This window comes from Methylobacterium sp. Leaf89 (assembly GCF_001422215.1).
In the GTDB taxonomy this organism is placed as follows: Bacteria; Pseudomonadota; Alphaproteobacteria; order Rhizobiales; family Beijerinckiaceae; genus Methylobacterium.
The window spans coordinates 203,646-230,358 of record NZ_LMML01000012.1 but is presented as its reverse complement, the minus strand read 5'-3'; the positions used below and the strand labels follow the sequence as shown (position 1 = coordinate 230,358).

The window sequence follows — 26,713 nt, the reverse complement described above, 5'->3', positions numbered from 1 at the left end:
CGGTTGGTGCGAAGAGAGCGGGATCTCGGCATGAATCTCAGCAGGGCGAAGGGCCGGCAGCGTTTGGGGCTCCTCCTGGCAGCGACCCTTGCGGCGAGCGGCGTCGGGGTCGGCCCCACCTCCGCGGAGGAGGGCAACGTCTTCATGAACATGCTGAAATTCGGCGGGACCACGGTGCCGCCGTCCCAGCCGGACGACGCCGATCCGCCCTATTGCCCGACGGTGGCGGTGCCGGAAGGCGGCGCAGCGATCCAGAGCTATGCGGGCCGGGCCGGAGACGGCACCAGCCTCCGGCACCAGGTCACGATCGGTCGCCTGGCCCGGGAATGCGCCAAGCTTCAGGACGGCTCCGTGTCGGTGAAGATCGGCGTCGAGGGGCAGGTTCTGCTCGGGCCCGTTGGTAAGCCGGGTCGCTTCGAAGCTCCGGTCTCGATCAGCATCAAGGCCGGCGACAAGGTCGTGCTGTCCCGGGTCCGCCGGGTGCCGGTCACGGTGCCCGCGGGGGCGGCGCAGGGACTGTTCTCCTTCGTCGAGGACAATCTCGTCGTCCCGGCGGCGATGGCCCGCGACTACGACATCGAGGTTCGTCTCGGGGCTGCGCCGCAGAAGATGGCGCCGCGGAAAAAGAAGATGCCCGCGGTCTCCGCCACGTCGGAGGATCGCGTGGCGGCGCCCGCCACGGATGCGGCCGAGTGAGCGGTGGGACTGCGCAGGTGATGTCCTGACCGCATCCGGACGCCCCGTCGCCTTCTCGCTCGACGCCACGGATGATCCCCTCTTCGGTCACCGGCTTCGCCTCGCCGAGAATGGGCGCGGTCGCTGGATCGTGTTGATGTATCGAGCAAATCCGGTCGTGCGTCCGCTACGGCCGCTCCTGCGCCTGACCCGCGACGACGGGCGGCGCGAACTTTTCGTCCTGCCCGGGGCGGGGCAGGGGGCGGCCTGCTGGCTCGGCTTCCTGCCGGCGGATGCCGCGGCGATCGACCTCGCCATCGACGAACGCAGCGGCTTCGTGTTGGAACGGGTCGGCCTGCGTTCGGAGGCGAGCGTGTTCGCCGAATGCCTGCGCGTACGTCCGCTCCGAGCGATTTCCGCGTTTTATCAGAGGCTTAGGCGCAACGAGCGCCGCACCCGCGACATCCTCCGGGGGAGCTGCGGGGTGACGCCGGTCGCGAATTTCGCGGATTGGGCGCGCCGGCGGACCCGCGCCGATGCGGCTCCGGTGCCGGAAGGGCGGGCGGTTCGGCTGGTGATGCCGGCCGGGCCGGCGGACGCGGAGCGGGTCGCCGCCACGATCGCGAGCCTGAAGGCCCAGCGTTACGCGGTCTGGCGCCTCGTCGTGGGCTGGTCGGAGGCGGGGGTCGCCATCCTCACGGACGATGCGCGGATCGCGCAACGCGTCTGGCCGGCCTCGGCCTGCCTCGGTGATTTGCTGAATGGTGACAGCGCTTTGGCGCTGCTTGCCCCGGGCGACACCCTCGATCCGGACGCCCTGGCGATCCTGGTCCGCGCCCTGGCGGAGCCGGACCGTCCGCAGATGGTCTATGCGGATGCACAGGGCGAGGGCCCGGACCCGACGCCGGCACTCAAGCCGGACTGGAGCCCGGACCTGGCGCTGACCACGGCCTATCCCGGCACCCCGACCCTCTATGCCGGGGGCCTGCTCGAACGCCTCAAGGCCGTCCCGCTCGGCGCGCCGGACGCGTTCGCGGTTCGCCTCGGGCTCGCCGCGGTATACCACGCGGGTCGCGACGAGGTCGCGCATGTCCCGCGCGTTCTCGCGCGCGTGGCGCCTCCGCCGCCGGATTCAGCCGAGCGTCACGCGGCGATTCTCCAGACGCACCTCACCGAGACCCGCCGTCCGGCGCGGGTCGAGGCACATCCGACGGGGTTCGACCTGCTCTGGGCGTTGCCGGAGCCGCCGCCGCTCGCCAGCGTCGTCATCCCGTCCCGGGATCGCCTGGACCTGATCCGGGTCGCCGCCGACGGGGTGCTCAACGGGACGGACTACCCGGCGATCGAGCTCGTCATCGTCGACAACGGCTCCACCGATCCGGCGGTGCTCGCCCATTACGAGACGTTGCGGCGGGATCCGCGGGTCCGCCTCCTGTCCTGTCCGGGGCCCTTCAATTTCTCCGCGATGATCAATGCCGGCGTGGCCGCGTCGCGGGGCGACGTGGTGGTCCTCCTCAACAACGACGTCGCGGTGCTGCGCGAGGACTGGCTCAGCGCCCTGGTGCGCCAAGCTTGCCGGCCGGAGATCGGCGCGGTGGGGGCGAAGCTCCTCTATGCGGACGGGACCCTGCAGCATGCCGGCGTGGTGGTGGGGCTCGGGGGCCGGGCCGGGCACATCCTGCGCCGGCGGCCGGCCGACACCCCCGGCATGCTCGGCCGGATGCGGGTCGCCCACGAGGTCTCGGCCGTCACCGCGGCCTGCCTCGCGGTCGGGCGGGCCAAGTTCGACGCGGTGGGCGGCCTCGACGCGGACAATTTCGCCGTCGACTTCAACGACGTCGATTTCTGCCTGCGTCTCGCGGCGGCCGGCTACCGGACGCTCTGGACGCCGCGGGCCGTGATGGCCCACCTCGAATCGACCAGCCGCGGACCGGCGGTCGGAGCGGCGCGGAAGCGCTTCGAGGCGGAGGCCGACCGCTTCGTGGCGCGCTGGCGCGACACCATCCGGCACGATCCCTACTACCATCCGGACCTGTCGCTGACGACGTTCGGGGAAGATCTAGAATAGGGAAGATCTTGACGAGGCAGGACCGTGAATAGGAGGCCCGACCCGGCGCTCGCCTTCGCGGGCGTGGCCCGGAGCCCGGTCTGGCGGCGCTGGGCGCTGGCCGCTGGGCACCTGCTCCGCCACCGGGGGGAGGGGATGGCGATCCTGCGGGCGCGGCTGGCGGGCAAGCGTGTCCGCGCCGGCCAGGCCGCGGCCGCCCTGTTCGGCCTCGACCATGCGGGACTCCTCTGCAGCCCGGCGGCGCAAGGCCGGCTCCTGCGGGCAACCACGACCACGACCGCGGGCGCGGCGCGTCCGCGCGAGACCGTCGCGGTCCTGTCCGTCGCGGATCTGGGGAGCGACCCGCCCTCCGGCGCCGACCTCCTCGTCCTCGCGGCGCCGGGTCATGCCCTGCTGCCGGGCGCCACCGCCCTTCTCGCCGCGGCGTTCGCGCGGTCCCCGGCGCACCAGCTCGCCTACGGCGATGCGCTGCTGGGGCCCGAGACCGGGCCGGCGATGCCGCTGCTGCGTCCCGCCTTCGACTCCGACTACGCCCGGGCGGTGCCGTATCTCGGGCCCGTGCTGGCGGTCCGGGCCTCGGCCCTCGCCGCCATCACCGAGACGGAGGGGCCGGTCACGGATGCCCTCGACCTCACCGAGCGGGTGGCGGAGCGGTTCGGGCGCGGGGCGATCGGGCACCTGCCGCGCCTCCTCTCGCGCGGCGAGGCGGCGGCGGACGGGGCGCAGGACCCGGCGGCGCGCGCCGCCACCCTGCGCCGGGCCCTGGACCGCCGGGGCGACCACGCCGTCGCGATCCGGGTGGAGGCGGACGGCGTGCTCACCCTGGCGCACCCCCTGCCGGCGGCGCGTCCGCGCGTCAGCCTCATCGTGCCGACCCGGGACCGGGTCGATCTCCTGCGGACCTGCATCGCCAGCCTCGTCGCCTGCACCGACTGGCCGGAGCGGGAGATCCTGATCTGCGACAACGACAGTCGCGCCCCCGAGACCCTGGCGTATTTCCGGGAGCTGGAGGCGGCCGGCCTCGCTCGAATCGTGCCCTGTCCCGGCCCCTTCGATTTCGCCGGCATGAACAACCGGGCCGCCGCGCAGGCGCGGGGGACGGTCCTGGCCTTCGTCAACAACGACGTCGCCGCCCTGCATCCGGACTGGCTGGAGCGGCTGGTGCGCGAGGCCCTGCGGCCGGATGTGGGGGCGGTGGGCGCCAAGCTCCTCGATGGGCAGGGTCGCATCCAGCACGGAGGGGTGCTGCTCGGGCCGGGCGGGCTGGTCACCCACGCGCACCGGTTCTTTCCCGGCGACGCGCCGGGCTACCTCGGCGGGCTGCGGGCGACCCGCGCGGTGGCGGCGGTCACGGCCGCCTGCCTCGTGGTGGAGGCGCGCAAGTTCGCGGCGGTCGGGGGCTTCGATGCGGGCGCCTTCGCGGTCGACTTCAACGACGTCGACCTGTGCCTGCGCCTCGGGGCGGCGGGCTATCGCACCCTGTTCGTCCCGGGGGCGGTGCTGCGCCACGACGAGGCCGCGAGCCGGCGCTGGACGGTCGCGGCCCGGGCGCGCCACGGGCGCGAAGTCGCGGCCTTCCAGGACCGATGGGGGCCGCTGCTGGCGCAGGACCCCCATTACCATCCGGGGTTCGACCCCGATCTCGGCACCTACGCGCGGTTGCGCCCGGACTGGCCGGAGGCGGGCGCGGTGGATCTGCGGTGAGCGTCGTGCCGGCTTCGGGTCCGGAAACCCACACGCAGCACCCCGTCATCCTGGGGCCGCGCAGCCGAGTTCAGGATCCGGACACGCAGGAAGTGCCGGATATGACGCTGCGTCGGCGGTTCTGGATTGCACGCCGCTGGCGCGCCCCTCCGGGGCCGGGCTCGCCTGCGGCGGCGCGGAATGACGGCGCGGTGCCATCCGCCAACGACCGCTGGTTCAGGAGTCGCCGTTCGAGAAACCCAGCCGGCCCGCGCGATCGAAACCCGCGGGGCCGGTCGGCGCGTCTTACTGGACGAGGCGGGGGCCGCCCGTCTGGACCTTCTCGTTCTCGGACATGATGCCGAGGCGCTTGGCCACTTCGGTATAGGCCTCGATCAGGCCGCCGAGGTCCTTGCGGAAGCGGTCCTTGTCGAGCTTGTCCGACGACTTGATGTCCCACAGGCGGCAGGAATCCGGGGAGATCTCGTCGGCGACGACGATGCGCATCATGTCGCCTTCCCAGAGGCGGCCGGTCTCGATCTTGAAGTCGACGAGGCGGATGCCGACGCCGAGGAAGAGGCCGGACAGGAAGTCGTTGACCCGGATGGCCAGCGCCATGATGTCGTCGATCTCCTGGGGGGTCGCCCAGCCGAAGGCCGTGATGTGCTCTTCCGACACCATCGGGTCGTTGAGCGCGTCGTTCTTGTAGTAGAACTCGATGATCGAGCGCGGCAGCTGCGTGCCTTCCTCGAGGCCGAGGCGGGTGGCGAGCGAGCCGGCGGCGACGTTGCGCACCACCACTTCGAGCGGGATGATCTCGACTTCGCGGATCAGCTGCTCGCGCATGTTCAGGCGGCGGATGAAGTGCGTGGGCACGCCGATGTCGTTGAGGTGCTGGAAGACGAACTCGGAGATCCGGTTGTTCAGTACGCCCTTACCGTCGATGACATCATGCTTCTGCGCGTTGAAGGCGGTGGCATCATCCTTGAAGTGCTGGATGAGCGTTCCCGGCTCCGGACCCTCGTAGAGGACCTTCGCCTTGCCCTCGTAGATGCGACGGCGGCGGTTCATAGGCGTGTACCGTGGTTTGAGGAAGTCCATGGGCCGTGACTCCTTGCGAGCGAACGATGCGGAATCCGCGGCGTGGCGGCCTGTGAGTGGGGCCGGGCCGAGAGACACGTCGTACGTCGAAAGCCTCCGCGACCGTGGCGCAAACTACCCGAAGGCGGCTGGCAGCACAACGCGCTGGCCGGATGGGACCCATGCCGTTCAGGGAGAGGCCGGGTGATAACGGGGAGTCCGTGCCGGAGGCAAGGGCGCGGCGGCCGAGGCCGGCCGGAGGAAGCGCCGCCGGGAGGGGGCGCGCCTCCGGGTCAGGGCGCCGGCGTCTTGGCCGGAAAACGGCAGAGGTCGGCGATGGGGCAGCGATAGCATTCGGGCTTGCGTGCCTTGCAGATGTAGCGGCCGAACAGGATCAGCCAGTGATGGGCGTTCAACCGATAGGGGGCGGGCACAAGGGCTTCGAGCCCGGCCTGGACCTTGTCGGTGGTGGGGGCGACCACCAGCGGGATCCGGTTGGAGACCCGGAAGATGTGGGTGTCGACCGCGATGGCCTCCTCGCCGAAGGCGACGTTGCGCACCACGCTCGCGGTCTTGGTGCCGACGCCCGGCAGCACCTCCAGGGCCTCGCGGGTGCGGGGCACTTCGCCGCCATGCTCCTCCACCAGGATGCGCGACAGGGCGATCACGTTCTTCGCCTTGGTGTTGAACAGGCCGATGGTGCGGATGAAGTCGCGCACCCGCTCTTCCCCGAGGGCCAGCATCGCGGCCGGCGTGTCGGCGACGGCGAAGAGCGGCGCTGTGGCGAGGTTGACGCTGCGGTCGGTGGCCTGGGCCGAGAGCACCACCGCCACCAGAAGGGTGAAGGGGTTCTGGAATTCCAGCTCGGCGCGCGGCTCCGGATTGGCCGCGCTGAGTCGCGCGAAGATCTCCGACACCGCCTCCGCGCCGACGGGATCGGGCGTGGCGGGCGCCTCTGCGACGATCGGCGCGGCGAGGCGCGCGGAGATCGGCGATTTCCGGGGTCGGGTCGGCTGTCGGCTGGGCATCCCTGCGTTATATTCCCCGCATGGCGAGCGGCAATGACCACGTCCCTCCGATCGGCCGGCATCCGGACGGCCTCGATCCCGACAGCATGGATCGGCCTGTCTTCCAGGCCACCATCCGGCCGCACCAATCCCTGAGCCCCGACGGCTTCCGCAACGTGATGATCGGGTGCTGCGCCGTCTCCCTCGTGACCTCGATCGCCTGCGTCCGGGCCGGGTTCTGGCCCGTGGCCGGTTTCTTCGGCCTCGACATGATCGCCCTCTACGTGGCGCTGAAGGCGAGCTTCCGGCGCGGGCGCTCCTTCGAGGAGGTGGCGATCACCCCGATCGAGGTGATGCTCGCCCGGGTGACCCATCGGGGCGAGCGCCGGGAATGGCGCTTCAACCCCCTCTGGACCAAGCTCACCCGGGTCGAGGACGACGAGTACGGCATGCAGACCCTGACCCTCGAATCGCGCCGGGAATTCGTGGTGGTCGCCCGCGACGCCTCGCCGCCGGAGCGCGAGGTGATCGCCGAGGGCCTGACCCGCGCGCTGGCGCAGGTGAAGAAGGGCTATTGAGGTGAGTCGGCGCGGGCGCGGATGGCTGGCCGTGCTGATCGGCGCGGGGCTGGCCAGCGCCGGTTTTTCGCGGGACGGCGCGGCGGCGCCGGCACAGGTCACCGTCCGCTTCGTGGCGCCGGAGCGCTACACCGACGCCGACGACCGCTACGGCTCGGGGCCCGGCCTGCGCGGCACCCTCGCGGAGATCCGCCGCATCATCGAGGCCTCGGCCCTGCGGGTGATGGGACCGGACGAGACGCTGGTGGTGGACGTCCTCGACATCGACCGGGCCGGCTTCGTGCGCCCGGACCTGAACATCCCCTCGGGCCTGCGGATCGTCAGCGACGTGACCCCGCCGGCGATCCGCCTGCGCTACGACCTGCGGCGGGGCGGCCGCCGGATCGCCGGGGGAGAGGAGCGCCTGACCGACATCAACTTCCTGTTCGGCGCCCGCGCCGCCGCGGCCTTCGGGAGCTTCGGCTACGAGGAGGCCCTGCTGCGCGACTGGGCCCGCACCCGGCTCTCCGGACGCGCCGGCGGTCCGGGGCCGCGGCCCGAATAGGCGCGCCGCCCCGTGGCGGCGGGGGCCGCCACATGACCAAAACGTCATGTTTCCGCCAGCGTCGCGCAACCCGCCGCTTCCCATGCTCCGGGCCATCGACCCGGCGAGGAGGGATGCGGCATGAGCGTTGCCGGACAAGGCGGTTTCGCGCGGACGGGCGAGCCCCTATCACTCCGTCCCATGCGTCTGCTCATCATCGAGGACGACCGCGAGGCGGTCGCGTACCTGCTCAAGGCGTTTCGCGAGGCCGGCCATGTGCCGGACCAGGCGTCCGACGGCCTCGACGGCTACGCCCTGGCCCAGGAGGGCGACTACGACGTGCTCATCGTCGACCGCATGCTGCCCAAGCTCGACGGCCTGTCGCTGATCCGCTCGCTCCGCGAGCAGGGCGTGACCACGCCGGTCCTGATCCTCTCGGCCCTCGGCCAGGTGGACGACCGGGTGAAGGGCCTGCGCGCGGGGGGCGACGACTACCTGCCCAAGCCCTACGCCTTCTCCGAGCTGCTCGCCCGGGCCGAGGTGCTGGCCCGCCGCCGGGCCGGGCCGGGCACGGCCGCGGAGGCCACCGCCTACCGGGTCGGCGACCTCGAGCTCGACCGCCTGTCCCACCGCGTCACCCGGGCGGGCCACGAGATCGCGCTGCAGCCGCGCGAATTCCGCCTGCTCGAGTACCTGATGCGCCATGCCGGCCAGGTCGTGACCCGGACGATGCTGCTGGAGCATGTCTGGGACTACCATTTCGACCCGCAGACCAACGTCATCGACGTCCACGTCTCGCGCCTGCGCGCCAAGGTCGACAAGGATTTCGAGCACCCGATCATCCACACCGTGCGCGGCACCGGCTACGTGCTGCGCGTCGACGAGGCGCGCGGCCCCGGCCCGGCGTCGTGACGAATCTCGACGACGCCCCGGCCGGGCGCCTCGGCAACCTGTTCCGGACGACGGCCTTCAAGCTGTCCTTCGCCTATCTGGTGGTGTTCGCCACCTTCGCGCTGCTGGCGCTCGGCTACGTCGCCTGGAACGCCAGCCGGGCCCTGGACGACCAGATGGTCTCCACCATCGAGGCCGAGATCAACGGCCTGTCCGAGCAGTACAAGGTCGGGGGCCTGCGGCGCCTGATCTCCGCCGTGGAGCGGCGCGCCGGCGAGCCCGGGGCCTCCCTCTACCTCGTCACCAACGCGGCGGGCGAGCGCCTCGTCGGCAACATCGACGCCCTGCCCACCGGGCTCATCGTCGATCCCGGCCAGACCGAGGCCAACTACGCCCGCATCGGGGGCGCGCGCGACGTCGAGCACCGGGCGATCATGCAGATCTTCGTCCTGCCCGGCGGCTTCCGGCTCCTCGTCGGCCGCGACGTGGCCGAGCGCGACCGGCTGCGGGCGGTGATCGGGCGGACCTTCGGCTCGTCCGTGGGGCTGGTGGTGGTGCTGGGCGTGATCGGCGCCTGGTTCATCGCCAGCCGGGTCCTGAAGCGCGTCGACGCCATGACCGAGACCACCCGCCGGATCATGGCGGGCGACCTCGACGGGCGCCTCGCGGTGGCGGGGACCGGCGACGAGCTCGACCGGCTGGCGCGCAACCTCAACGCCATGCTGGAGCGCATCGGCGAGCTGATGCGCGGCCTGCGCGACGTCTCCGACAACATCGCCCACGACCTCAAGACGCCCCTGACCCGCCTGCGCAACCGGGCCGAGGAGGCCCTGCGCACGGCCGAGACGCCGGACGCCCTCCGGGCCGCGATGGAGGGGGTGATCGAGGAGAGCGACGGGCTGATCCGGATCTTCAACGCGCTCCTGATGATCGCCCGGCTGGAGGGCGTGAACGCCCGCGAGGACTTCCAGACCTTCGACGTCGCCGCCGTGGTCCAGGCCGTGGCCGAGCTCTACGAGCCCCTGGCCTCCGAGCAGGGCCTGGCGCTGCACGTCGAGACGGAGGGCGCGCCCCTGACCCTGCGCGGCAGCCGCGAGCTGATCGGGCAGGCGCTGGCCAACCTCATCGACAACGCGGTGAAGTATGGCGGGGCCAGCGGCGAGATCCGCCTCAGCGCCGCGCGGATCGGCGACACCCTGCGCCTCGGCGTCGCCGATTCCGGACCGGGCATCCCCAGCGAGGCCCGCGGCCGGGTGCTGGACCGCTTCGTCCGGCTGGAGGAGGCGCGCTCCCGGCCGGGCTTCGGCCTGGGCCTGAGCCTCGTCAACGCGGTGGTGCGCCTGCACCAGGGCACGCTGGCGCTGGAAGACCATGCCCCCGGGCTCGCCGTCGTGATAACCCTGCCGGCCGGAGATCCGACGGGAGGGTAGGGCATGAACCAGGCCGCCGACGCGCAGAGCCGCCGCCTTCGGGCGCGCTTGTCCGCCGCCCCGGTCCTGTCCGATCCCGACGGGGCGGCGGCGCGCCTCGCCGAGGTGGCGCCCGCCTGGCCGGCGGGCTTCCTCGACGCGCCCCTGCGCGCCCTGCTCCTCGGCCTCGCCGACCATTCCCCGTTTCTCTGGCAGCTGGTCGCCCGGGCGCCCGAGCGCCTCGCGGCCCTCGTCGAGGCCGAGCCGGAGGCGGCCCTGGCGGCCCTCGTCGCCCGGCAGCGGGATGCGGGCCGCGGGCCCGACCTCGACGCCGTCGCCCGCGCCCTGCGGCAGAACCGGGCGGAGCACGCGCTCCTCGTCGCTCTGGCCGATCTCGGCGGGCTCTGGCCCCTGGCCACGGTGACCCAGGCCCTCTCGGACTTCGCCGACGCCTCGGTGCGGGCGGCCGCCGACGCCATGCTGCTCCAGGCCGCGGCGGCCGGGCGCTTCCTGCCCCGCGATCCGAGCGCACCCCAGGCCGGCTCCGGGCTCATCGTCCTGGCGCTCGGCAAGCACGGGGCGGGCGAGCTGAACTATTCGAGCGACATCGACCTCGTGGTCTTCTTCGACCCCGAGACCGCCCCCCTGAAGGCCGACCTGCCGCCGACGCCCTTCTTCAGCAAGCTGGCGCAGGGCATGGCCAAGCTGCTGCAGGAGCGCACCGCCGACGGCTACGTCCACCGGGTCGATTACCGCCTGCGCCCGGACCCGGGCTCGACCCCGGCGGCCCTCTCGCTCAACGCCGCCTACGTCTATTACGAGAACCTCGGCCAGAACTGGGAGCGGGCGGCCTACATCAAGGCGCGGGCGATCGCGGGCGACATCCCGGCCGGGGAGGCCTTCCTGGCGAACCTGCGCCCCTTCGTCTGGCGGAAGTACTTCGACTTCGCCTCCATCGCCGACGTGCACGCGATGAAGCGCCAGATCCACGCCGTGCGCGGCCACGACACGATCGCGGTGGCGGGCCACGACATCAAGCTGGGGCGCGGCGGCATCCGGGAGATCGAGTTCTTCGTCCAGACCCAGCAGCTCGTCTTCGGCGGGCGCCGGCCCGAGCTGCGCGGGCGCGGCACCGTCGCCATGCTCGACGGCCTGACCCGCGACGGCTGGATCGACGCCACCGCCCGCGACGACCTCACGGCGGCCTACGGCTTCCTGCGCACCATCGAGCACCGCCTGCAGATGCTGCGGGACGAGCAGACCCAGCGCCTGCCGAGCGAGGCCGACGAGCTCGAGCGCTTCGCGCGGTTCGCGGGCTTTGCCACGCGGGACGCCTTCGAGGCCGCCCTGTTCCACCAGGCCCGCCGGGTGCAGGGCCACTACGCCCTGCTGTTCGAGGCCGAGCCCGATCTTTCCTCCGATGTCGGCGACCTCGTCTTCAGCGGCACCGGCGACGACCCGGCGACCCTCGCGACCCTGGAGAAGCTCGGCTTCCGCGAGCCCGAGCGGGCGGTGGAGACCGTGCGTGGCTGGCATTTCGGCCGGCGGCCGGCGGTGCGGACGCCCCGCGCCCGCGAGGTGCTGACCGAGCTGGTGCCGGTGCTGATGCAGGCGCTCGGCGGCACCGCCCACCCGGACGCCGCCCTCGACACCCTCGACCGGGCCTTCGCCCGGATGCCGGCGGCCCTCGAACTCCTCACCATCCTGCGCTCGAACGAGCGCCTGCGCCTCCTCTTCGCCGACCTCCTCGGTACGGCGCCGCGCCTCGCCGAGACCGTCGCCTTCAGCCCGCACGTCCTCGACGCGGTGATCGACCGGGATTTCGCCGATGCCAGCGCGGATGCCGAGGCCCTGGCGCAGCAGGTTCGCGCCCGCCTCGGTCAGGCGAGCGACCACGAGGACTTCCTCGACCGGATCCGCGACGCCGCCCGCCAGCTCCGCTTCCTCACGGGTGCCCGGCTCCTCTCCGGCATCCTCTCGCCCGAGGAGGCCGGCCGCGCCTTCGCGGGCATCGCCGATGCGGTGATCGCCGTGACGGTGGAGCGCGTCTCCGCGACCTTCTTCTCCGAGCACGGGGCGGTGCCGAAGGGACGCCTCGCGGTGCTCGGCCTCGGGCGCCTCGGCGCGCGACAGCTCACCGCGGATTCCGACCTCGACCTCGTGCTGGTCTACGACTTCGACCCCGACGACCGCACCAGCGCCGGCCCGAAGCCCCTCGACGCGGCGGTGGCCTATAACCGTCTCGCCCAGCGCATCGTCGCCGCCCTCACGGTGCCGACCCGGCGCGGCCATCTCTACGAGGTCGACCTGCGCCTTCGGCCCGGCGGCGGCCAGGGCCCGGTGGCGGTGCAGTGGCGCAGCTTCCGCAGCTACCATGCCGAGGAGGCGGAGCTCTGGGAGCACATGGCCCTGACCCGCGCCCGGGTGATCGCCGGCGATGCGGGTCTCGGCGCCGAGCTCGACGGCGAGATCCGCGCCGTCGTCGCCCGACCGCGGGACCCCGCCGACGTGCGGCGCGCGGTGCGTGAGATGCGCGCCCTCGTGGAGCGGGAGAAGGGCCATCGCGGCCCCCTCGACCTCAAGCTCGCCCCCGGCGGTCTGCTCGACCTCGACTTCCTGGCCCAGGCCCTGGTGCTCGGGCTAGCCCACCGGCGGCCGGACCTCGTCGGTCTCGGGGCCTGCGCGGTGTTCGCGAAGGCCGCCGACCACGGCGACCTCCCCCGCCCCGCGGCGGAGCGCCTGATCGAAGCCTACCGCCAGTTCGACGACGTGCTGCACTGGCAGCGCCTGATGGTGGAGGGCGACCCGGCCGAGGCCTCGCCCGTGGCCCTCTCGCGCCTCGCGGTGGCGATGGGTTCACCGGATTCGAACCGGCTGGTCGCCGGGCTCGACGAAGCGCGCATGGAGATCCGCGCGCTGTTCGAGCGCCTGATGGCGGGGTGAGGACGAGGGGGCGGGCCGATGCCCTCCGTCCCGGCAGCGCGATCACCGACGGCAGCGCACCGTCATTCCGGGGCGCCACAGGCGAGCCCGGAATCCAGAGCCGCAGACGAGGGAAAGTCCTGCACCACCTGTGTCTCTGGATCCCGGACTCCGCTGCGCGGCTCCGGGATGACGTGGTGCTGCGCGTGGGTTGCCGACGAGCGGATCGGTCCCTTCAATCCCCCTGCCTGCCAGAGGCCCCCGCCCCGAAAAGACCTCAGACCGTCTCCGGTACCGCCTCGGGCGGGCGCGGGGTGGCGCCGGCGGCGTCGCGAAGGGAGGCGACGGTTTCCTGGGCGGCGGCGTCGACGAGGTTGCGGCGGTTCTCCGCGGTCGGGATCGGCAGCCGCACCATCACGATGGTGCCGAGGCCCTCCTGGGAGCGGATGCGCAGGGCGCCACCGTGCAGTTCGGCCATCGAGCGCGCGATGGCGAGGCCGAGCCCCGAGCCCTTGTGGCTGCGGGTGAGGTTGGTCTCGACCTGCTGGAACGGCGCGCCGAGGCGGCGCAGGGCCGATTTCGGGATGCCGATGCCGGTATCCTCCACGTAGATGTGGACGTTGGAACCGGCCGGCCGCGCCTTGATGATGATGCGGCCGTCGCCGGGCGGCGTGAACTTCACCGCGTTCTGCACGAGGTTGGTGAGGATCTGGTGCAGGGCGCGCTCGTCGGCCAGCACGGTCAGGTCCTCGACCACGTCCACGTTGATCGTCAGGGATTTGGCCCGGGCCGCCTCGCCCACGAGCTTCAGGGTGCCCTCGATCGCCCCGGCCACCGCGATCTCCCGCGGGGCGAGCTTCACCGTCTGGGCCTCGATGCGCGACATGTTGAGGATGTCGTCGATCACCGAGAGCAGGTAGTCGCCGCTGGTGCGGATGTCCCGGCAGTAATCGGTGTAGCGGGGCGAGCCGAGGGTGCCGTAGACCTCGCTCTCCATCAGCTCGGCGAAGCCCATGATGGCGTTGAGCGGCGTGCGCAGCTCGTGGCTCATGTTGGCGAGGAATTCGGACTTGGCCTGGTTGGCGCCCTCGGCCTGCGCCTTCTGGTCGAGGTAGCGCTCGGCGAGGTCGGCGAGCTGCTGGGTCTGGAGCTCCAGGGTCCGGCGGGAGCGCTTGAGGTCGCGCACGGTCTCGATCAGTTCGCGCTCGGACTGGACCAGCTGCTCCTGGTGGCGCTTGAGGCTGGTGATGTCGGTGCCCACCGAGACGTAGCCGCCGTCCTTGGTGCGGCGTTCGCTGATCTGGAGCCAGCGCCCGTCGGTGAGCTCGGCCTCGAAGGTGCGGGCGGTGGCGCCGCTCGGCTCCAGGTCCCGCAGCTCGCGCCGGACCGGCGGCAGCACGCCCCGGCCCATGATCTCGGCGTAGCGCCGGCCCGGAATCGCGTCCTCGGGGCTGAGGGCGTGGAGGTGGCGGAACTTCGAATTGCAGAGGACGAGGCGGTTGCCGGTGTCCCAGAGGACGAAGGCCTCGGAGATGGCCTCCACCGCGTCGCGCAGGCGCATGTCGGCGGTGGCGTTCAGTTCGGCGAGATTGCGCTGCTCGGTGACGTCGAGGGCGATGCCCACGAGGTGGCGGCCGCCGTCGATGGTGTCCGGCACGATCTCGGCCCGCATCCGCATCCAGACCCAGTTGCCGGTGGCGCCGCGCACCCGGAACTCGTGGTCGACGGTGGACTGGCTGGCCGCGAGGTGGCGCGCCAGGCTGTAGAGGTCGCCGTCGTCGGGGTGCACCAGGGCATTCACATCGCCGAAGGACAGGAACTCGCGCTCGCGGTGATAGCCGAGGAGCGCGTACATCGAATCGGACCAGTAGATCCGTCCGCGCGGGATGTCCCAGTCCCAGAGGCCGCAGCGGCCGCGGCCGAGGGCGGTGTCCAGGCGCTGCTTGATCTCCTCGCAGACCCGGTCGACGGCGTAGGCCCGGCGGGTCTGCAGGGCGTAGGCGATGCCGGTGCCGATGATGACCAGGGCGGCGGCCCCGAGGAGGATCGCCTGGTTGCGCATCCGGGTGGTCCAGGCGGCGGTGATGGCGGTGAGCGGCTGGAGCACCGCCACCTGGCCCCGCCCGCCGGGCAGGTTGCGCAGGGCCGCGATCACCACGGAGCCGTCCGCCAGGGTCACGGTCATCACGCCCGCGCTCTCGCCCAGGGTGGAGAGCGCCTGCATCTCCCCGAGATGCTGGGTCAGGGTGCGGCGGGGGCCGGGCAGGGGCGGATTGGCCGCCACGATGACGTCGTTGGGGGAGATCAGCAGGATCTGACGGCCGGCATGGAGCAGGCCCGGCGGCAACAGGGCGCCGAGGTTGCGGTGGGCCGCCTCGCCCTTGGCCTCGCCGTCGATGTCGATTCCGGCGAAGGCCGCCGCGGCGAGGCGGGTCACCGCCTCCACGTCCGTGGTCGCCGCCCGGATCACCTCCTCGCGCTGGGCCTGCAGCAGCATGGCCGCCACCGCCCCGAGGCAGATCAGGAACGTGGCGAAGAGGGCCGGCAGGGCGAAGCGCAGCCAGGTCTCGGCACGCACGAAACGGACATGGGCGGCGTGTTGCGGCCGGTGGATGCCAAGAATCGTATCCGCACGCGCGGAGAGGGAAGCGGAATCCGCCTCCAGCATGGACTAACTCCGCCGTTGGGATTGTAGCACCGGGAAGGCGGGCCGCCCCGCTTTCCGAATCGTATACGATTCAACATTTCCGGTGGGGTTTTGTCCACGCGTTTTTTCCGGCCACGCTTGACTCCCGTTGCGAATCCGAGGTGCGGAATCGACCCCGGGGCGGGCCGAAAAAACGATTCTCTTCAGGCACTTGCTAGCCGGCGAGGGTCCGCTCCAGGATGTCCCCGACGTCCCGTGACAGACCGGCAACAGCGCGAATTTTCAGCAATGTGGTCTCGGCGCGGCCGCGGCGCTCCGGCTCCATCATCCGCCACGATCCGAAGGCCGTCAGGAGGCGCGCGGCCACCTGCGGGTTGGTCTTGTCGAGGGCCAGAACCGCCTCCGCCACAAGGGCATAGCCCGCGCCATCGGGCCTGTTGAACTGGGTCGGATTGCCCATGCTGAAGCTGCCGATGAGGGACCGGACCCGGTTCGGATTGCCCATCGAGAAGGCCGGGTGAGTCTGCAGGCGGCGAATGCGGTCGGGGGTTTCGGCCTCCGGGATCCCGGCCTGGATCGCCAGCCACTTGTCGAGGACCAGGGGTTCGGCGCGGTAGGCCTCTGCGAATCGGTCGAGCAGCGCTTCGCGCTCGGGACCCGGAACCTGGGACAGGACCGAGAGGGCGGCGAGCCGGTCCGTCATCGTCGTCGCCGCGTCCATCTGGTGTGCGGCGAGCAGGCTCGCCGCAGCCGGATCGGCCGCCGCCACGAGGTCGAGGGCCGCATTGCGGAGGGCGCGCCGGCCGGCGGCCGCGGCCTCGGGGCTGAACGGCGTGCCGGGCGCGTCCGCCAGCGCGTCGCGCAAGGCGAGGAGCTGCGGCTTCAGGCGCGTCCCCAGCGCCCGGCGCAGGGCGTGCCGGGCCCGGTGGATCGCGTCCGGGTCGATCTCCGTGGCGATCTCGTTGGCGACGTCGGCCTCGCTCGGCAGGGCGAGGACCAGGGCGGCGAAGGCCGGGTCGATGAGGGCCTCGTCCGCCAGGAACCCGGCGAGGGCCGCACCGAACCCGTCCGCCCCGGCCTCCGGCAGGGTGCCCGACCGCGTCCCCTGCACGAGGAGGCGCATGGCCACGCTCTGGGCCGCCTGCCAGCGGTTGAAGGGGTCGGTGTCGTGGCGCAGCAGCGTCAGCGCGTCGGCATCCGGCATCTCGATCTCGACCCGCACCGGGGCGGAAAAGCCGCGGAACAGCGAGGGCACGGGGCGCACGGGGACATCGGCGAAGGTGAGGCCGTCGCTGGCCCGGTCGAGCACGAACACCCCGTCCGCGACCCGGTCGCTCGTCGCATCGAGCGGGCCGTCCGGGCCGATCAGGCCGAGGCGGATCGGGATCACCAGGGGCGGGGCCTCGGCGCTGCCGGGCAGGCTCTGGCGGAAGGCGAGGCGGTAGGTCCGCGCCTCGGCGTCGTAGGCGCCCTGCACGGCGACCCGCGGCGTGCCGGGCCGCTCGTACCAGCGGGCGAAGGCGGCGAGGTCGCGGCCGGAGGTGGCGGCGAAGGCGGCGAGGAAATCCTCCACCGTGGCGGCGGTGCCGTCGTTGTCGGCGAAGTAGCGGTCCATCCCGGCCCGGAAGCCCTGCGCGCCGAGAAGCGTGCGCAGCATCCGCACGATCTCGGCGCCCTTCTCGTAGACGGTGGCCGTGTAGAAGTTGTTGATCTCGGTGTAGTGCCGCGGCCGCACCGGGTGGGCCAGCGGCCCGGCATCCTCGGGGAACTGGCGCGCCCGCAAGGTGCGGACCTCGCCGATGCGATGCACCGCGCGGGAGCGCATGTCCGAGGAGAATTCCTGATCGCGATAAACCGTCAGGCCCTCCTTGAGGCAGAGCTGGAACCAGTCCCGGCAGGTGATGCGGTTGCCGGTCCAGTTGTGGAAGTACTCGTGAGCGATGATCGCCTCGATGGCGGCGTAGTCCGCGTCGGTGGCCGTCTCGGGGGAGGCCAGGACGTAGCGGTCGTTGAAGATGTTGAGGCCCTTGTTCTCCATCGCGCCCATGTTGAAGTCCGAGACCGCGACGACGTTGAAGACGTCGAGGTCGTAGGCGCGGCCGAAGGCGGTCTCGTCCCAGGCCATCGCGCGGGCCACCGCGTCGAGGGCGTAGTCGGCCCGCTCCGCCTTTCCGGGCTCGACATAGACGGCGAGCTCCACCACGCGGCCCTCGCTGGTGGTGAAGGGGCGCCGCACGGCGTCGAGGCGGCCTCCCACCAGGGCGAAGAGGTAGGCGGGCTTCGGGTGGGGATCGTGCCAGGTCGCGAAGTGGCGCCCGGGGCCGGCCGCGCCGGACTCCACGCGGTTGCCGTTGCCCAGCAGCACCGGCGCCGCGTCGCGATCGGCCTCGATCCGCGTGGTGTAGACCGCCATCACGTCGGGCCGGTCGAGGAAGTAGGTGATCCGCCGGAAGCCGTCGGCCTCGCACTGGGTGCAGTAGACCCCGTTCGAGCGGTAGAGCCCCATCAGCTTGGTGTTGGCGCTCGGGTCGATCCGGGTCTCGATGCCGAGGGTGAAGGGGCCCGCCGGCGGCCGGTGCACGGTCAGGCCGGCCGGCGAGACGCTGTAGGCCTCGGGCGCGAGGTCGGCGCCGTCGAGGGTGAGGCGCTCCAGCGCCAGGTCCTCGCCGTCGAGGACGAGGGGGGCGCCCGGGCGCCCGGCCGGGTTGGGGGCCAGGGTCAGCCGGGCCCGGACCCGGGTGGCGGTGGGATGGAGCGCGACGTCGAGGTCCACCGTGTCGATCCGGTAGTCGCTGGGGCGGTAATCCTCCAGGCGGATCGGGATCGGGGCTTCGGTGCGCATGCGGACTCCTCTGGCTGAGCCCCCACTGTGCGGGGTGCGCCGCGGCGGCGCAACGCGCGCCGGCTCCGGCGCGTTGACGCGCATCCCGCGTTGACGCGTGCGTGCGCCGGACCACATAGGCGCCAGTCCCTCGGAGAGCTCCAACCCATGCGATTCCTGCACACCATGGTCCGCGTCGCGGACCTCGACCGCGCCCTCGACTTCTACGTGAACACCTTCGGGCTGCAGGAGGTGCGGCGCGTCGACAACGAGAAGGGCCGCTTCACCCTCGTGTTCCTCGCCGCCCCCGACGATGCCGGCACGGCCAAAGAGACCCAGGCGCCCGTGATCGAGCTGACCCACAACTGGGACCCGGAGACCTATTCGGGCGGGCGCAACTTCGGCCACCTCGCCTACGAGGTCGACGACATCTACGCGTTCTGCGCCAAGCTGCAGGCGGCCGGGGTCACGATCAACCGCCCGCCCCGCGACGGCAACATGGCCTTCGTGAAGTCCCCCGACGGCATCTCGATCGAGCTGCTGCAGAAGGGCCCGGCCAAGCCGCCGCAGGAGCCCTGGTCCTCCATGGAGAACACCGGCTCCTGGTAGCGTCCACCCGGGACGGACGACCCCGCGCGGGGCCGTTCGTCCCGGTCCAGATCCCCAGTGTCGGTCCCCGCTCTCAGGCGCCGGTCTCGGGCACGGGCGTGATGCCGAGCTGGCTCAGCTTGGCCGCCACGATTTCGATCGGCCGGCGCAGCTTCAGGCTCATGACGGAGACCGGGATGCCCTCGCGGGCCATCTCGGTGAGTTGCTGGACGGATTCGAGCGTCCAGGCCGTGTCGTTCGTCGCCATCGCGTCCTCCTGATCCATTGCGGTCCGGGATCCCGTCGGACCCGGGACTGCGGTTGGTCCGTGGCGGCGCCGGACCCGCCGGCGCGCCAGCCCTGGACACCTGGCGCGAGGCGCGGGCTCCGCAAGCGGCGAGGCCAAAATCCGGGCATGCCGCTCCGGGCGGCAGCGTGCGCGTTCCCCGCCCGGGGACGCCCGGGGCCTTGACCCCCGGGCCGTGCCCGGCGCACACCCGCGCCGGATCAGTCGGCCGGGCGGCCGCTCCGGCCCGCAAGGTCCGGGGAGGAAAGTCCGGGCTCCATGGAGAGACGGTGCCGGATAACGTCCGGCGGGGGCGACCCCAGGGACAGTGCCACAGAGAGCAGACCGCCACGGACCGGCGCGAGCCGATCCGCGGTAAGGGTGAAAGGGTGCGGTAAGAGCGCACCGCGGACGCGGCAACGCGGACGGCACGGCAAACCCCACCGGGAGCAAGACCGAATAGGGGCGACACGGCGGGCCTTACGGTCCGTCAGGCCCTCTCTCCAGGCCCGTCGCCCGGGTTGGTTGCTCGAGGCGATCGGCAACGATCGTCCCAGAGGAATGGCCGCCACGTCCGGGGACCGCGAGGGTCCCGGGCCCTACAGAACCCGGCTTATAGGCCGGCTGATCCGCCTGAAGGTTCATCGCGGGCGGCGTCCGCCCGGGACGTCTTGCCTGGCCCGGCCGGCGGACCGTTTGAGGCGCCGGACTGCCCGCGCGCGATGAGAAACGGCCGTCGGTGCCCCATCCCCGGTGGTTGCGACGGCGCGCACCGGCAGACCGCTTTGCGCGGGAAAACTTACGCTCGGTTAACCTTGCTGAGGTCTGATCGTCCCGAGCCGCTCCCCCTCGGCCAGGTTCGTTGACGGCGCTCAGAGGCCCATGGTACCCCGATTCATCCCGTCAACGGCGATTTTCGGATCGACGGACGCACCCTGTCCCAGGCAGGCCGGTGTCCGCATGCGCGGTCGCGTCACGCGTCGACCCGGAGACGCCCCGTCTCTCCGAGCCGCGCCTGCGCGCTCCAGCCCCGTGGAAGGGACGCATGCGCCGCATCAGTCCGGTCGAGTCCTCGCTTCGTCCCTCCGCCCATGCGGCGTCCGTCCCCCGGCGCGCGCGACCGCCGCGCGCCGGGGCGCCCCGATGACGCGCGCTCCCCGCGAGGCGCGGGTGAACCGGGTGCCCAACGGGGCGCCGCACGTCCCCGTCCTCCTGGCGGAGGTCCTCGATTCCCTCGACCTGCCGGGCCGGGCGTTGGCCGTCGACGGCACCTTCGGGGCCGGCGGCTACACCCGCGCGATGCTCTCGGCCGATCCGTCCGTTCACGTTCTGGCGATCGATCGCGACCCCGGCGCCATCGCGGGCGGGGCACCCCTGGTGGCCGAGGCCGGCGGGCGCCTGACCCTGGTGCCGGGCCGCTTCGGCGGGCTCGACGCCTGCGTTCAGGGCGCCGGCCATGCCGCCGCCGACGCGGTCGTCCTCGATATCGGCGTCTCGTCGATGCAGATCGACCAGCCCGAGCGCGGCTTCTCCTTCCGCAACGACGGCCCCCTCGACATGCGCATGGAGCGCGCCGGGCCGAGTGCCGCCGACCTCGTCAACGAGTCCGAGGAAGCCGATCTCGCCGACATCATCTTCCACTACGGCGAGGAGCGCCGCTCCCGCGCCGTCGCCCGGGCGATCATCGAGGCGCGCCGCAGGGGCCGCATCGAGACCACCGCGGCCCTGGCCGACATCGTCGCCAGCGTGGTCTGGGCGGATCCCGCCAGCGGCATCCACCCGGCGACCCGGACCTTCCAGGGCCTGCGCATCGCGGTCAACGACGAGCTCGGCGAGCTCGTGCAGGCGCTCCACGCCGCCGAGCGCATCCTGCGGCCCGGCGGCCGCCTCGCGGTGGTGACCTTCCATTCGCTGGAGGACCGGATCGTGAAGCAGTTCTTCTCGGCCCGCAGCGGCCGGGCGGCCCAGGCCTCCCGCCACCTGCCGAGCCTGGAAGCGCCGGCCCCCCGCAGCTTCGCGGCCGTGACCAAGGGTCCGGTGCTGCCGACCGAGGCCGAGACCGCCGCCAATCCCCGTGCCCGCTCGGCCAAGCTGCGCGCGGTGGAACGCACGGACGCCCCCGTGCCCGCCCCCCTGGCCGCCATCGAGACCCTGGCCGCGCTGCCCGCGCGGACCGGTCGGAGCGGAGGAGCACGCCGGTGATCCGTTTGCTCAACCTGATCGCGGTGCTCGGCCTGATCGGCTCGGCGATCTACGCCTACTCGATCAAGTACGACACGCTCTACCAGGCCGGGCAGGTCTCGAAGGCCCAGACCCAGCTCAAGAAGGAGCGCCAGGCCATCGCGGTGCTGCGCGCCGAGTGGCAGCTCCTGACCCGGCCCGACCGGCTCCAGGCGGCGGTGGACCGCTACCTCGCCCTCGAGCCCATCGGCACCGCCCATCTCGGCCGCCTCGCCGACCTGCCGGCGCGGCCCGACCGCGGCGACGAGATCGGCCGGCTGCTGGCCGCCACCGCGACGCCGAAGGAGAAGCCGGTGGCGGGCCGCGGCGGCGACGAGCCGCGCACCACCGGCAGCATCACGCCGCGCACCACCACGACCAGAACCCCGACCACGACTTCGAGGTAGTGCCCGTGTCCGAAGTCCCGCCGCCCGGCCGAGACCCGATTCCCGCCCGAGACGCCGATTCCGCCGCCGCGTCGACCCCCGCGCCGGCCGAGCCCACTGCCGTCGCGGCGCCGGACGCGATGCCCGTCGAGCGGACGCGGCTGGAGCCGGCCGCCGAGGGCCTCGCGCCACCGCCCGTGTCGCGGCGCGCCTGGGTCATCCGCAACGCGCGGGCGATGTTCCACCTCGCCATCGAGCGCTCCTACACCCGCGTCGGCCTCGTGGGCCTCGCCTTCACGCTGGTGTTCGGCACCATCGCCGGCCGTCTGATCCTCGGGGCGGCCTTCCCGGAGGCCGACAACGGCGACCGCCGGATCGCGGCCGCCGCCACCACGGCGATCCGGCCCGACATCGTCGACCGCAACGGCGAGATCCTCGCCACCGACATCCGCACGGTCTCGATCTTCGCCGAGCCGCGCAACATCTACGACAAGGACGAGGCGGTCGAACTCCTCACCGCCGTGCTGCCGCAGATCAACGCCACCGAACTGCGCGCCAAGCTCTCCACCAAGAAGGGCTTCGTCTGGGTCAAGCGCGAGATCACGCCGAAGCAGCAGGCCGAGGTCCACCGCCTCGGCATCCCGGGCATCGGCTTCCTGCCCGACCACAAGCGCGTCTACCCGAACGGCGTGGCCGCGGCCCACATCCTCGGCGTGACCAACCTCGACAACATCGGCATCGCGGGCATCGAGAAGTACATCGACAACCAGGGCAACAAGGCCCTCAACGATTTCGGCCTCGTGGCCAAGCAGACCGACCTCGCGCCGATCCAGCTCTCCATCGACCTGCGCGCGCAGTTCGCCGTGCGGGACGAGCTCGCCTGGGGCCTGGAGCACTTCAAGGCCAAGGCCGCCGCCGGCATGATCCTCGACGTCCAGACCGGCGAGGTCATCGCGCTCGCCTCCCTGCCGGACTTCGACCCGAACGACCCGGCCGATGCGCTCAACCCCGACCGCATCAACCGCATGAACGTCGGCGTCTACGAGATGGGCTCGACCTTCAAGGCGATGACCCTGGCGATGGCGCTCGATTCCGGCAAGTACAACGTCAACTCGACCTTCGACACCCGCGGCGGCGTGCTGAACTGGGGCCGCCAGAAGATCCACGAATATCACGGCACCAACCGGGTCATCACCATGCCGGAGGTGTTCACGCACTCGTCCAACATCGGCTCGGCCAAGATGGCCCTCGGCATCGGCGTGCCCGGCCACAAGGCCTTCCTGAAGAAGATGGGCCTGACCGACCGCATGCGGACGGAGCTGCCCGAGAGCGCCGAACCCCTGGTGCCGCCGCGCTGGACCGAGATCAACACCATCACCATCGCGTTCGGCCACGGCCTCGCGGTGGCGCCGATCCAGGCGACCGCGGCGGTGGCGGCCATCGCCAATGGCGGCTTCCTGATGACCCCGACCTTCCTCAAGACCACGCCCGAGGCGGCGATGGCCAAGGCCACCCGGGTGCTCAAGCCCGAGACCAGCGAGGCCATGCGCTTCATCATGCGCCTCAACGCCGTCGAGGGCTCGGCCAAGAAGGCCGCGATCCCGTACTACTTCGTGGGCGGCAAGACCGGAACCGCCGAGAAGGTGATCCACGGCCGCTACGTGAAGAACCGCCTGTTCACGACCTTCATGGCCGCCGCCCCCATGAACAACCCGAAATACCTCTTCGTCACCATCATGGACGAGCCGCAGGGCCTGCCTGAATCCGGCGGCTACGCCACGGCTGCCTGGAATTCCGGCGTCGTCACCGGCCGGACGATCGAGCGGGTCGCGCCCATCCTGGGCCTGCCGCCGCAATTCGATCCGCCGGCGAAGCCCTTCCCCCTCATGGTGAAGCTCGGCGCCTACCACGCCACGCAGGTGGACGGGCGATGAGCGGGCCGACCCTCGGCGGGCTCTTTCCCGAGGCGGAGGCCGGCCTCGCCGGCTTGCCGGTCGCGGGGCTCACGGCGGACTCCCGCAAGGTCGCGCCGGGCTTCGTCTTCGTCGCCGTGCCCGGCACCGTCGCGGATGGCCGCCGCTTCGCCGCGGACGCCGCGACCGCCGGCGCCGTGGCGGTGGTGAGCGAGGGCGCGCGGCCGAAGGGGCTCGACGGGCGCGTGCCCTACGTCGCCGTGGCGGACGTGCGCCGCAGCCTCGCCCGCGCGGCCCGGGCCTTCTCGGGCCGGCAGCCGGCCCAGGTGGTGGCGGTGACGGGGACGAGCGGGAAGAGCTCCGTCACGGATTTCGTGCGCCAGATCCTCGCCCGCCTCGGCGCCGAGGCCGCGAGCCTCGGCACGGTGGGCATCGTCACCAACCGGGGCGCCACCTACGGCTCCCTGACCACCCCCGACCCCGTAACCCTGCACGCCACCCTGGCGCGGCTGGCCGAAGACGGCATCGCCTACCTCGCCATGGAGGCTTCCTCCCACGGGATCGAGCAGCGCCGCCTCGACGGGGTCGAGCTCGCCGCGGTGGGCTACACCAATCTCGGGCGCGACCACCTCGACTACCACGCCACCATGGACGATTACCTGGCGGCCAAGCTGCGGCTGTTCACGACCCTGGCGCAGCCCGGCATCCCGGCGGTGATCAACCTCGACGGCGCCTATGCCGACGTCGTGGTGGCGGCCGCCGCCGCCCGCGGCCTCGACGTCCACACCACGGGGTCGAAGGGCGACACGGTGCGGCTGGTCTCCGCGCGCACCGAGGGCTTCCACCAGCACCTCGCCCTGCAGGCGCCCGGTCCCTCGGGCCGGCTGCAGGACTACGCCGTGCGCCTGCCGCTGGTCGGCGGCTTCCAGGTGGAGAACGCGCTCCTCGCCGCCGGCCTCGTCCTGGCGACCCCCGCCGGCCGGGCCGACCCCGCCGGCGTCGTCGCCGCCCTCGACCACCTCACCGGCGTCCCGGGCCGGATGGAGCGGATCGGCGAAGCGAATGGCGGCCTGTGCCTCGTGGACTACGCCCACAAGCCGGAGGCCCTCGAGGGCGTGCTGACCGCCCTTCGCCCCTTCGCGACGGGGCGCCTGCGCCTCGTCTTCGGCTGCGGCGGCGACCGCGACACCGGCAAGCGCCCGATCATGGGCGCCATCGCGGCGGACAAGGCGGACGTCGTCATCGTCACCGACGACAATCCGCGCAGCGAGGACCCGGCGGCGATCCGCGCCGCGATCCTGGCCGCCGCCCCGGGCGCCGTCGAGATCGGCGACCGGGCCGAGGCGATCCGTACCGCCGTGCGGGCCCTGGAGCCCGGCGACGTCCTCGTGGTGGCCGGCAAGGGCCATGAAACCGGCCAGATCGTGGGGTCACAGGTTCTGCCCTTCTCGGACCACGACGTCCTCCGGGCTGCGATCGCGGAACGCTCAGCATGACCCAAACGACCCCGCCCGGCACGGCCCCGCTCTGGAGCGGCGAGGCCCTGGAGGCCGCCACCGGCGGCACCCTCCTGGGCGCGCGCAGGCCGATCACCGGCGCCTCGATCGACACCCGCACGCTGGAGCCGGGCGACCTGTTCTTCGCCATCCGGGGCGAGGCCCGCGACGGGCACGACTTCGTCCCGGCCGCCCTGGGGCGCGGGGCCGGCGCGGCCGTGGTCGCCGCCGACCGGGCGCAGGCCTTCGCCGAGGCCGGGCCGGTGCTGGCGGTGGCGGGGGCGGGCGACGACCCGGTCCTCGACGCCATGCGGGCGCTCGGCGCCGCGGCCCGGGCCCGAACCGACGCGGGCATCGTCGCGGTGACGGGGTCGGTCGGCAAGACCGGGACCAAGGAGGCCCTGCGCCACGTCCTGTCCGCGCAGGGGGCGACCCACGCCTCCATCGCCTCCTACAACAACCACTGGGGCGTCCCCCTGACCCTGGCGCGGATGCCGGCCCAGACGCAGTTCGGCGTGTTCGAGATCGGCATGAACCACGGGGGCGAGATCGTGCCGCTCACCGCGATGGTGCAGCCCGACATCGCCCTGATCACGACGGTCGAGCCCGTCCATATCGAGCACTTCGCCTCCGTGTCGGCCATCGCCGACGCCAAGGGCGAGATCTTCTCGGGCCTGAAGGCCGGCGGCACCGCGATCCTCAACCGCGACAACCCCCACTATGCCCGCCTCCTCGCCCATGCCCTGGCCTCGCGGGCGGGCCGGGTCGTCAGCTTCGGCGAGCACCCGGAGGCGGATGTCCGCGCGCAGCGCATCGTCCTGCGCCCCGACCTCTCGGTGGTGGATGCGGTGGTGATGGGCATCCCGGTGACCTACCAGCTCGGCACGCCGGGCCGGCACACGGCCATGAATTCTCTCGGCGTGATGGCGGTGGTGCATGCGCTCGGGGCGGACCTCGCCCGCGCGGCCCTGTCGCTGGCGGCCCTGCGCCCGCCCGTCGGCCGCGGCGAGCGCACCGCCCTGGCGATCGGGGCGGGCGAGGCCTTCCTGGTCGACGAGAGCTACAACGCCAACCCGGCCTCCATCCGCGCCGCCCTGGCGACGCTCGCCGGCATCGAGACCGGCCCGCGCGGGCGCCGCATCGCGGTGCTGGGCGACATGCTCGAACTCGGGCCCGAGGGCGAGGCCCATCACCGCGACCTCGCCGGACCGGTGGAGACGGCGAAGGTCGACCTCGTCTTCACGGCCGGCCCGCTGATGCGAAACCTGTTCGAGGCCCTGCCGGTGAGCCGGCGCGGCGCCTGCGCGGCGACCTCGGCCGACCTCCTCGAGCCCGTGCTCTCCGCGCTCCGTCCCGGAGACGCCGTGATGGTGAAGGGCTCGAACAGCATCCGCATGGGCCGGATTGTGGAAGCGCTCAAAGCCCGTTACGCGAACGCCCAAGCCGAACCGCCGCACGCCGTCGCGCGCTGAGGCGACCGTCATCACGGCCGGGGAGGGGGCGCGGCGCGCCCCCGGTCT

The 26,713-nt window shown here is 72.5% G+C and carries 19 protein-coding genes and 1 other RNA gene; 15 read left to right on the top strand and 5 right to left on the bottom strand.

What is annotated here, in order from left to right:
* Nucleotides 1-30: 30 nt before the first annotated feature.
* The 3 genes from ASF18_RS07285 to ASF18_RS07275 all read left to right on the top strand — a co-directional run bounded on the left by ASF18_RS07285 (nucleotide 31) and on the right by ASF18_RS07275 (nucleotide 4,447).
* The gene (locus ASF18_RS07285) at nucleotides 31-696 is read left to right on the top strand and encodes a hypothetical protein (protein WP_056350487.1); all 666 of its coding nucleotides are present in this window, start codon (nucleotides 31-33) and stop codon (nucleotides 694-696) included.
* Nucleotides 683-2,743 carry a glycosyltransferase family 2 protein gene (locus tag ASF18_RS07280; RefSeq protein WP_082487196.1) on the top strand — a complete coding sequence of 687 codons (2,061 nt, stop codon included), beginning with the start codon at nucleotides 683-685 and terminating at the stop codon, nucleotides 2,741-2,743. The genes ASF18_RS07285 and ASF18_RS07280 overlap by 14 nt, the downstream gene beginning before the upstream one ends.
* A 135-nt stretch (nucleotides 2,744-2,878) precedes the next feature.
* Nucleotides 2,879-4,447 carry a glycosyltransferase gene (locus ASF18_RS07275; RefSeq protein WP_082487193.1) on the top strand — a complete coding sequence of 523 codons (1,569 nt, stop codon included), beginning with the start codon at nucleotides 2,879-2,881 and terminating at the stop codon, nucleotides 4,445-4,447.
* 285 nt (nucleotides 4,448-4,732) lie between these two features.
* Here ASF18_RS07275 and purC read toward each other — a convergent pair whose 3' ends face one another.
* Both purC and nth read right to left on the bottom strand, forming a co-directional pair.
* Nucleotides 4,733-5,527: a phosphoribosylaminoimidazolesuccinocarboxamide synthase gene (gene purC, locus ASF18_RS07270; RefSeq protein ID WP_055955211.1), complete on the bottom strand. Its 795-nt coding sequence runs from the start codon at nucleotides 5,525-5,527 to the stop codon at nucleotides 4,733-4,735.
* Nucleotides 5,528-5,799: 272 nt separating this feature from the next.
* Nucleotides 5,800-6,534: an endonuclease III gene (gene nth / locus ASF18_RS07265; protein ID WP_082487191.1), complete on the bottom strand. Its 735-nt coding sequence runs from the start codon at nucleotides 6,532-6,534 to the stop codon at nucleotides 5,800-5,802.
* 20 nt (nucleotides 6,535-6,554) lie between these two features.
* Here nth and ASF18_RS07260 point away from each other — a divergent pair, with 20 nt between their 5' ends.
* The 5 genes from ASF18_RS07260 to ASF18_RS07240 all read left to right on the top strand — a co-directional run bounded on the left by ASF18_RS07260 (nucleotide 6,555) and on the right by ASF18_RS07240 (nucleotide 12,857).
* Nucleotides 6,555-7,091 (top strand): DUF2244 domain-containing protein, encoded by a 537-nt coding sequence (locus ASF18_RS07260; protein ID WP_056216945.1) that lies wholly within the window; start codon nucleotides 6,555-6,557, stop codon nucleotides 7,089-7,091.
* 31 nt (nucleotides 7,092-7,122) lie between these two features.
* Complete coding sequence (locus ASF18_RS07255; protein WP_056217447.1) at nucleotides 7,123-7,635, top strand: DUF3016 domain-containing protein; 513 nt, start codon at nucleotides 7,123-7,125, stop codon at nucleotides 7,633-7,635.
* 180 nt (nucleotides 7,636-7,815) lie between these two features.
* On the top strand, nucleotides 7,816-8,526 hold the full coding sequence (locus ASF18_RS07250) for a response regulator transcription factor (RefSeq protein ID WP_056216948.1): 711 nt from the start codon (nucleotides 7,816-7,818) through the stop codon (nucleotides 8,524-8,526).
* Nucleotides 8,523-9,935 carry an ATP-binding protein gene (locus ASF18_RS07245; RefSeq protein WP_056350483.1) on the top strand — a complete coding sequence of 471 codons (1,413 nt, stop codon included), beginning with the start codon at nucleotides 8,523-8,525 and terminating at the stop codon, nucleotides 9,933-9,935. The genes ASF18_RS07250 and ASF18_RS07245 overlap by 4 nt, the downstream gene beginning before the upstream one ends.
* A 3-nt stretch (nucleotides 9,936-9,938) precedes the next feature.
* Complete coding sequence (locus ASF18_RS07240) at nucleotides 9,939-12,857, top strand: bifunctional [glutamine synthetase] adenylyltransferase/[glutamine synthetase]-adenylyl-L-tyrosine phosphorylase (protein WP_056350480.1); 2,919 nt, start codon at nucleotides 9,939-9,941, stop codon at nucleotides 12,855-12,857.
* 256 nt (nucleotides 12,858-13,113) lie between these two features.
* Here the strand turns inward: ASF18_RS07240 and ASF18_RS07235 are convergent, their stop codons facing one another.
* Together ASF18_RS07235 and pepN are read right to left on the bottom strand one after the other, a co-directional pair.
* Nucleotides 13,114-15,504, bottom strand: a complete 2,391-nt coding sequence (locus ASF18_RS07235) for an ATP-binding protein (RefSeq protein ID WP_056269829.1) — start codon at nucleotides 15,502-15,504, stop codon at nucleotides 13,114-13,116.
* Nucleotides 15,505-15,697: 193 nt separating this feature from the next.
* Nucleotides 15,698-18,325 carry an aminopeptidase N gene (pepN, locus tag ASF18_RS07230; RefSeq protein WP_056350478.1) on the bottom strand — a complete coding sequence of 876 codons (2,628 nt, stop codon included), beginning with the start codon at nucleotides 18,323-18,325 and terminating at the stop codon, nucleotides 15,698-15,700.
* Nucleotides 18,326-18,472: 147 nt separating this feature from the next.
* On the opposite strand from pepN, the gene gloA reads away from it, so the two are divergent.
* Nucleotides 18,473-18,913, top strand: a complete 441-nt coding sequence (gloA, locus tag ASF18_RS07225; protein WP_056216966.1) for a lactoylglutathione lyase — start codon at nucleotides 18,473-18,475, stop codon at nucleotides 18,911-18,913.
* A gap of 73 nt (nucleotides 18,914-18,986) precedes the next feature.
* On the opposite strand, the gene ASF18_RS07220 is transcribed toward gloA, so the two are convergent.
* Nucleotides 18,987-19,160 carry a hypothetical protein gene (locus tag ASF18_RS07220; protein ID WP_156649706.1) on the bottom strand — a complete coding sequence of 58 codons (174 nt, stop codon included), beginning with the start codon at nucleotides 19,158-19,160 and terminating at the stop codon, nucleotides 18,987-18,989.
* Nucleotides 19,161-19,399: 239 nt separating this feature from the next.
* On the opposite strand from ASF18_RS07220, the gene rnpB reads away from it, so the two are divergent.
* The 6 genes from rnpB to ASF18_RS07195 all read left to right on the top strand — a co-directional run bounded on the left by rnpB (nucleotide 19,400) and on the right by ASF18_RS07195 (nucleotide 26,665).
* An RNA gene (gene rnpB, locus ASF18_RS07690) (RNase P RNA component class A) lies at nucleotides 19,400-19,810 on the top strand.
* 511 nt (nucleotides 19,811-20,321) lie between these two features.
* Complete coding sequence (gene rsmH / locus ASF18_RS07215; protein ID WP_056350474.1) at nucleotides 20,322-21,380, top strand: 16S rRNA (cytosine(1402)-N(4))-methyltransferase RsmH; 1,059 nt, start codon at nucleotides 20,322-20,324, stop codon at nucleotides 21,378-21,380.
* Nucleotides 21,377-21,805, top strand: a complete 429-nt coding sequence (locus tag ASF18_RS07210; protein ID WP_056216973.1) for a hypothetical protein — start codon at nucleotides 21,377-21,379, stop codon at nucleotides 21,803-21,805. Before rsmH ends, ASF18_RS07210 begins: the two co-directional genes overlap by 4 nt.
* Nucleotides 21,806-21,924: 119 nt before the next feature.
* Nucleotides 21,925-23,718 (top strand): penicillin-binding protein 2, encoded by a 1,794-nt coding sequence (locus ASF18_RS07205; RefSeq protein ID WP_056269988.1) that lies wholly within the window; start codon nucleotides 21,925-21,927, stop codon nucleotides 23,716-23,718.
* Complete coding sequence (locus ASF18_RS07200) at nucleotides 23,715-25,193, top strand: UDP-N-acetylmuramoyl-L-alanyl-D-glutamate--2,6-diaminopimelate ligase (RefSeq protein WP_056350472.1); 1,479 nt, start codon at nucleotides 23,715-23,717, stop codon at nucleotides 25,191-25,193. Before ASF18_RS07205 ends, ASF18_RS07200 begins: the two co-directional genes overlap by 4 nt.
* Nucleotides 25,190-26,665: a UDP-N-acetylmuramoylalanyl-D-glutamyl-2,6-diaminopimelate--D-alanyl-D-alanine ligase gene (locus ASF18_RS07195; protein ID WP_056350470.1), complete on the top strand. Its 1,476-nt coding sequence runs from the start codon at nucleotides 25,190-25,192 to the stop codon at nucleotides 26,663-26,665. The genes ASF18_RS07200 and ASF18_RS07195 overlap by 4 nt, the downstream gene beginning before the upstream one ends.
* Nucleotides 26,666-26,713: the final 48 nt, after the last annotated feature.

Excerpts from the sequence above, each read along its gene's own strand:
- ASF18_RS07285 (WP_056350487.1), top strand. The coding sequence starts at position 31 with ATGAATCTCAGCAGGGCGAAGGGCCGGCAGCGTTTGGGGCTCCTCCTG.
- ASF18_RS07280 (WP_082487196.1), top strand. The coding sequence starts at position 683 with ATGCGGCCGAGTGAGCGGTGGGACTGCGCAGGTGATGTCCTGACCGCA.
- ASF18_RS07275 (WP_082487193.1), top strand. The coding sequence starts at position 2,879 with ATGGCGATCCTGCGGGCGCGGCTGGCGGGCAAGCGTGTCCGCGCCGGC.
- purC (WP_055955211.1), bottom strand. The coding sequence starts at position 5,527 with ATGGACTTCCTCAAACCACGGTACACGCCTATGAACCGCCGCCGTCGC.
- nth (WP_082487191.1), bottom strand. The coding sequence starts at position 6,534 with ATGCCCAGCCGACAGCCGACCCGACCCCGGAAATCGCCGATCTCCGCG.
- ASF18_RS07260 (WP_056216945.1), top strand. The coding sequence starts at position 6,555 with ATGGCGAGCGGCAATGACCACGTCCCTCCGATCGGCCGGCATCCGGAC.
- ASF18_RS07250 (WP_056216948.1), top strand. The coding sequence starts at position 7,816 with ATGCGTCTGCTCATCATCGAGGACGACCGCGAGGCGGTCGCGTACCTG.
- ASF18_RS07240 (WP_056350480.1), top strand. The coding sequence starts at position 9,939 with ATGAACCAGGCCGCCGACGCGCAGAGCCGCCGCCTTCGGGCGCGCTTG.
- ASF18_RS07235 (WP_056269829.1), bottom strand. The coding sequence starts at position 15,504 with ATGCTGGAGGCGGATTCCGCTTCCCTCTCCGCGCGTGCGGATACGATT.
- pepN (WP_056350478.1), bottom strand. The coding sequence starts at position 18,325 with ATGCGCACCGAAGCCCCGATCCCGATCCGCCTGGAGGATTACCGCCCC.
- gloA (WP_056216966.1), top strand. The coding sequence starts at position 18,473 with ATGCGATTCCTGCACACCATGGTCCGCGTCGCGGACCTCGACCGCGCC.
- ASF18_RS07220 (WP_156649706.1), bottom strand. The coding sequence starts at position 19,160 with ATGGCGACGAACGACACGGCCTGGACGCTCGAATCCGTCCAGCAACTC.
- rsmH (WP_056350474.1), top strand. The coding sequence starts at position 20,322 with ATGACGCGCGCTCCCCGCGAGGCGCGGGTGAACCGGGTGCCCAACGGG.
- ASF18_RS07205 (WP_056269988.1), top strand. The coding sequence starts at position 21,925 with ATGCCCGTCGAGCGGACGCGGCTGGAGCCGGCCGCCGAGGGCCTCGCG.
- ASF18_RS07200 (WP_056350472.1), top strand. The coding sequence starts at position 23,715 with ATGAGCGGGCCGACCCTCGGCGGGCTCTTTCCCGAGGCGGAGGCCGGC.
- ASF18_RS07195 (WP_056350470.1), top strand. The coding sequence starts at position 25,190 with ATGACCCAAACGACCCCGCCCGGCACGGCCCCGCTCTGGAGCGGCGAG.